At 70.9% G+C, this 5,146-nt stretch carries 5 protein-coding genes; 2 read left to right on the top strand and 3 right to left on the bottom strand.

Annotation, left to right across the window (positions count from 1 at the left end):
• Positions 1-266 precede the first annotated feature (266 nt).
• Together IE318_RS43975 and IE318_RS43970 are read right to left on the bottom strand one after the other, a co-directional pair.
• Positions 267-830: a Clp protease N-terminal domain-containing protein gene (locus IE318_RS43975; RefSeq protein WP_189908431.1), complete on the bottom strand. Its 564-nt coding sequence runs from the start codon at positions 828-830 to the stop codon at positions 267-269.
• Positions 830-1,039 carry an HTH domain-containing protein gene (locus IE318_RS43970; RefSeq protein WP_030186837.1) on the bottom strand — a complete coding sequence of 70 codons (210 nt, stop codon included), beginning with the start codon at positions 1,037-1,039 and terminating at the stop codon, positions 830-832. Before IE318_RS43970 ends, IE318_RS43975 begins: the two co-directional genes overlap by 1 nt.
• A gap of 121 nt (positions 1,040-1,160) precedes the next feature.
• On the opposite strand from IE318_RS43970, the gene IE318_RS43965 reads away from it, so the two are divergent.
• Complete coding sequence (locus tag IE318_RS43965; protein WP_189908430.1) at positions 1,161-1,919, top strand: IclR family transcriptional regulator; 759 nt, start codon at positions 1,161-1,163, stop codon at positions 1,917-1,919.
• 80 nt (positions 1,920-1,999) lie between these two features.
• On the top strand, positions 2,000-2,404 hold the full coding sequence (locus IE318_RS43960; RefSeq protein ID WP_189908429.1) for an STAS domain-containing protein: 405 nt from the start codon (positions 2,000-2,002) through the stop codon (positions 2,402-2,404).
• Between the two features lie 18 nt (positions 2,405-2,422).
• Here IE318_RS43960 and IE318_RS43955 read toward each other — a convergent pair whose 3' ends face one another.
• Positions 2,423-4,726 (bottom strand): SpoIIE family protein phosphatase, encoded by a 2,304-nt coding sequence (locus IE318_RS43955; RefSeq protein ID WP_229904212.1) that lies wholly within the window; start codon positions 4,724-4,726, stop codon positions 2,423-2,425.
• Positions 4,727-5,146 lie beyond the last annotated feature (420 nt).

Here is a 5,146-nt window from a genome sequence, read left to right as displayed (position 1 = left end):
CGGAGTGGTGGCCAGCTTCCGCGTCATCGACCGCCACCACGGCGACAAGGGCTACGACGACGACGGCGGCGACTACTAAACCCGGCGGCACCACGCCGACCATGCGGAACCCCGGCCCGCCGTAATCTGGCCGGGGCACCGCGACCCGACGCATGACAGAGAATCCCGGCCCGACGCCATCGGGCCGGGATTCTCGACGTCGTACGCCGTCTCGTCGCCGCCGCCAAGACCCCGCTGCCGGCGTCAGCCGTGCCTCTCCGCCCGCATCAGCCCGCGGCCGCCTCGCCGGTCCCGTACAGCACGCGGGTGAGCGCCTCGTAGGTGACGCCGTGGTCGGCGAGGATCTCGGCGGCAATGCCCGGGCGCAGCGTCAGGGCCAGCAGGAGGTGCTCGTCGCCGATGCGGCGGTCCCGGTGGGTGACCGCGGTGCGAAGGGCACACACCAGGATGTCCTTGGCGCCCTTGCCGAAGGGCCGGTGCCCGGATTTCGGCTCCGCGCCCGCCCGGCCCGCGGCCATCGCTCCGACCCCGTGGGCCGCCTCCACCCGGGCGACGATGTCGGTCACGTCGATCCCCAGTCCGGCGAGGGCATCGGTCTCGGCCCGCGACAGACCGGCCCGCCGGTGCGCTTCCCGCACCGCGCGCCGCACCGACTCCTTGCGCTCGCCGAGCCCGAGAGCGGCCAGCGCGAAGGACGCGCGGCTCCCTTCCTGCTCCAGCAGGCCGAGCAGCAGGTGCTCCGGATCGACACGCCGCGCCCCCATCCCCTCGGCCTGCCCGACCGCCCCCGTGACGACCTGGCGGGCCTCCTTCGTGAACCGTTCGAACATCAATGCCTCCCATGCTTCTTGTGCACGGCCTGCCGGCTCACACCCAGTTCGTTGGCGATCTCCTGCCACGACCAGCCCTGGTTGCGCGCGTTGCGCACCTGCACGGACTCCAGCTGCTCCAAGAGCCGGCGCAGCGCGGCGACGGCCCGCAGACCGACCCGGGGATCGCGGTCGCCCGCGCGGGCGGCGAGTTCGGTTGCTCCGCTCATACTGTCAACTTAGGTTGACGTACGGCCGCATGTCAACCTTGGTTGACATCGTGGTGGCGGTTCGAGGCGCATGCACTCCGCGCGGCTTGCCGTGACCGGCCACCGCGCGCACGGTGGAGGTATGGGCGCGCGAGAGGCCCCCACCCTCATCACTTCCGTGCAGCGGGCCTTCCGGTTGATGGAGGCGGTCGGGGCTCATGAAGGCGGCGCACCGGCCAAACAGCTGGCGCGGGAGACCGGGCTGGCCCTCGCCACCACCTACCACCTACTGCGGACCCTGGCGCACGACGGATACGTGCACAAGCTCGAGGACGGCTCCTACGTGCTCGGCGAGATGCTCGGGTCGCTGCACACCGCAAGCCGGACGCAGACCCTGCTCAGCCGGGTCCGCCCCATGCTGTCGTCCCTGCGCGACGACCTGTCCGCCGCCGCCTACCTCACCTTCTACGAGGACGGCGAGATCCGGGTGGCGGAGATCGTGGACGCACCCCGGGCGCCGCGCGCCGATCTGTGGGTCGGCTTCGAGGACGCCGGTCACGCCACCGCCCTGGGCAAGTGCGTGCTCCGCGAGCTGGACGACGAGGGACGCCGGGAGTACCTCTCCCGGCACCGCCTGTCCGACCTCACACCCAGAACGATCACCGACCGCACGGAGCTGCTGCGGCGGCTCGACACCACCCCCGGCGCCCCGGCCGTCACCGACCTGGAGGAGTACGCGCTGGGCACCGTCTGCGCCGCGGTGCCCGTGTTCCGGGGCGAGACGCTGGGCGCCCTGGGCGTCTCGCTCCGCAGAGACCGCTCGTCCGCACTCAAGGACGCCTCCGCGCGGCTCCTCGCAGCGGCGAACCGTGTGACCAGGGGCCTCTCGCTCACTATCTGAAACTCATGCCCTTGTGATGCACCCCGCAGAAGCCGTTTCCTAGATAAATAGGACATTAAGGGCGGCGAGAGAGGCGGAGCGTGCACACAGAGCTCACCCCGGGGAACGGCAACGAAATCGATCACTACGGCACGAACGGCTGGACCGTCGTGAGTGTCACCGGTGATGTGGACCTCTGCTCCTCTCCCATGATCCGCGACGCCGTCATCCGCCTCGTCGACGAGGGGCACCGGCACTTCGTCCTGGATCTGTGCCAGGTGCCGTTCCTGGACTCCATGGGGCTGGGCATGATCGTGGCGATCACCAAGCGGATCAGGGCTCACGCCGGCTCCCTGCTCCTGACCTGCGCCGATCACCGGGTCCGCAAAGTGTTCAAAGCCGGCGGTCTGCACTCCGTGTACGCCTTCCACGACTCGGTCAGCGAGGCGACCCGGCGCGCTCCCCACGGCAGCGGCCTGGCCGGCTGGCCGTGCAGCCGCGTCTGAGGCGCCCGGCGGCCGGTGTCACTCCTCGCACGGCGCCTCCGCCGGCAACTCGGCCCACACGGTCTTGCCCTGCGCGTGGTAGCGGGTCCCCCAGTTCGGGGCGAGGCTGGTGATGATGAACAGGCCGCGCCCCGTCTCATCGGCGGTGCGGGCGTGCCGCACGTGCGGTGCGCTCGTGGCCGCGTCGCTGACCTCGCAGGTCAGTACGCGGTCGAAGATCAGGCGCAAGGACAGGGGCGGAGTCCCGTAGCGGACCGCGTTTCCCACCAGTTCGCTGACCACCAACTCCGCGGTGGACGCGATGTCCCCCTCCAGCCTCCAGTGTTCCAGCCGCCGCCGGGTCGCGGCACGAGCCAGCGGCCCGGCCTCGGGACCATCCGGCAGCTCGCGCGTGAGGACCCGGTCGGCCGGAAGCCTCCTCGTCCGGGCGAGCAGCATCAGCCTCTCGTCCCGCAGGTCCTCCTCGCCCAGTGCGTAGGCCAGGGCGTCGCACACATCCCTGACGCTCTGCCCGGCTTCCCGCTCCAGCAGGGCACGCAGGCGGCCGCCGGGGGCGAGTGCCTCGTCCGCGAACGCGGACGTGCCCATGACCAGGGTGCTTCCCTCGGCCAGTGCCAGGGTGGTGGTGGCGAAGGGAGCATCACCGGATCCCGCGAGAACCGGCCCCTCGGGGACCGACACGGTGTCGCAGGCGCCGTCGGGATGGACGACCACCGGTTCCGGAAGCCCGGCGCGGGCAACCGTGCAGGTGAGGTCGACGGGGTCGTAGACGGCGATCGAGCAACCGGCGGTGAGCGGCACGCGGTGCAGGGGATCTCCGGCCGGCAGCGCCGCACGCTCGGCAGCGAGGCGGACGGCCGTGTCGCTCAGCCGGGCCAGCAGTTCGTCCGGCCCCAGGTCCAGCGCGGCCAGCGAGTACACGGCCGTGCGCAGTTGCCCCATGGCGGTGGCGGCGGCCATGCCCCGCCCGGCGACCTCGCCTACGACCAGCGCGGTCCGCGCACCCGACAGGGGGATCGCGTCGAACCAGGCGCCGCCTCCTTCCGGTCCGCTCAGATGGAGGTGCGAGATCTCCACCGTGGTCAGGTCCACGGGCTGCTGGGGCAGCGACCGTCGCTGAACCGTGGCCGCGATCGCCCGCTCGAGGGCGTAGCGACGGGCGTTGTCGATGCACAGTGCCGTGTGCGCGCAGGCGTCGCGTGCCAGCGCGATGTCCTCCTCGTCGAACGGGTCCTCCTGCTCCTGGCGGTAGAAGCTGACCACGCCGAACACCTCGCCGCGCAGCGCCAGGGGAACGACCAGGAGCGAGTGCGCCTCGGAGACACGAATGGCCTCGGCCCGAGCCGGGTCCGCCGCGAGCCACACACTGTCCTCCTCGATGGGTACGAGGCGCGGCTCGAGATCGGACAGCGCCTGTGTGAAGGGGGTCCCGAAGGGCAGGTGACGGATGTCGCCGACGGGGTGCGCCGACATCCGGCCCCTGAACGCGACGCGACGCAGCGGCACCTCCGGGTCCACGGGTGCCAGCGGCGGGTTCTCTCCGCGGATCACCTCGTCGACCACCTCCACCACGGCGATCTTCGAGAACGCGGGGACGACCGCGTCGACGAACTCCTCACACACGTCGATGACGTCCAGTCGCCGTCCCACGCGCTCACGTACCGCGCCGAGGATGTCCAGCCGCAGTCGCGCCCGCTCCCGCTCGGTGACGTCCACCGCGGACACCACCAAGCCCAACACGTCCCCCCGGTCGTTCTGCATGCGCATGGTGGTGACGGAGAAGATGCCCGGAGGCCCCGCGCCCGGCCTGACGCTGCCGCGGACAAGCCGGTTGATCACCGGCACGCCGGTGGCGAGGACCTCGCGTGCGATCACCTCTTCGGCGTCCGGGTCTTCCACTCCGTACACCTCGAAGAAGTGTCTTCCGATCAGGCGGTCGACGGACGCCCGCCGCATGGCGCGGGTGGCTGTGTTCACGCGGACGACGCGCAACTGATCGTCGAGGACATGCAGTCCCACCGGGAACTGGGTGAACGCCGCCTTCAGGACGGCCCGGTCCATTTCCGTGGCGACGTCGCCGGCGGTCCGCACCTCCCACGCCACCGAGGTGCCCCGCAGCAGTGGTCTGATCCGCAGAGAGGGCCACTGCGCCGAGGGGCCGTGACGCCCGTCGTCGCCGGAGGCGAGCTCGCGCAGGAGGGCAGCCACGGGCAGGCCGCGGACCTCCTCCGGCGACCGCCCGAAGAGTTCCTCGGCCGGCTTGTGCCACTCGACTACGTGCCCGTTGTCATCGACAAGCATGAGCACGTCACGATCGGACATGGACCAGCACCTCCTGCCCCATCCATCCCCCGTGCCGGACGGCAGGGCGGCCACCCCGGGTCAGAAACACACGTACAGTCGCCTGACCGGCGCCGACCGACCCTCCGCGTGGCGCGTCAGCCGGCGCCGCCGGCCTTGATGGCCCGGATGTCAAGCAGCGACGCGCCGGAAGTTCCCGCCGCCCGGAAGCACCGGAGGGTGAGGCGCAGTCAGAAGATCACCTTGACGGACCAATAGTCAGTCAATCACGTAGATTGCGGGATCTTTTGATACCTCATCAGGTCGCAGGCAAGCCGCGTACACGCCCAAGACGTACCCCGAACGGCCCCCTCCGGCCAGTACTCCCCATACGCCCGAAATGACAGCTTGAGGGGGCATCAGTACGTTCGATCACACCGGCCGCACAGCCGGACACTCTCC

This window comes from Streptomyces spiralis, from assembly GCF_014654675.1.
GTDB classification, from domain to species: domain Bacteria; phylum Actinomycetota; class Actinomycetes; order Streptomycetales; family Streptomycetaceae; genus Streptomyces; species Streptomyces spiralis.
This window is presented reverse-complemented; position numbering and strand designations above follow the sequence as displayed.

Bases quoted from the DNA above. Each gene is read 5' to 3' on its own strand.
- IE318_RS43975 (WP_189908431.1), bottom strand. From the start codon at position 830: ATGTTCGAACGGTTCACGAAGGAGGCCCGCCAGGTCGTCACGGGGGCG.
- IE318_RS43970 (WP_030186837.1), bottom strand. From the start codon at position 1,039: ATGAGCGGAGCAACCGAACTCGCCGCCCGCGCGGGCGACCGCGATCCC.
- IE318_RS43965 (WP_189908430.1), top strand. From the start codon at position 1,161: ATGGGCGCGCGAGAGGCCCCCACCCTCATCACTTCCGTGCAGCGGGCC.
- IE318_RS43955 (WP_229904212.1), bottom strand. From the start codon at position 4,726: ATGTCCGATCGTGACGTGCTCATGCTTGTCGATGACAACGGGCACGTA.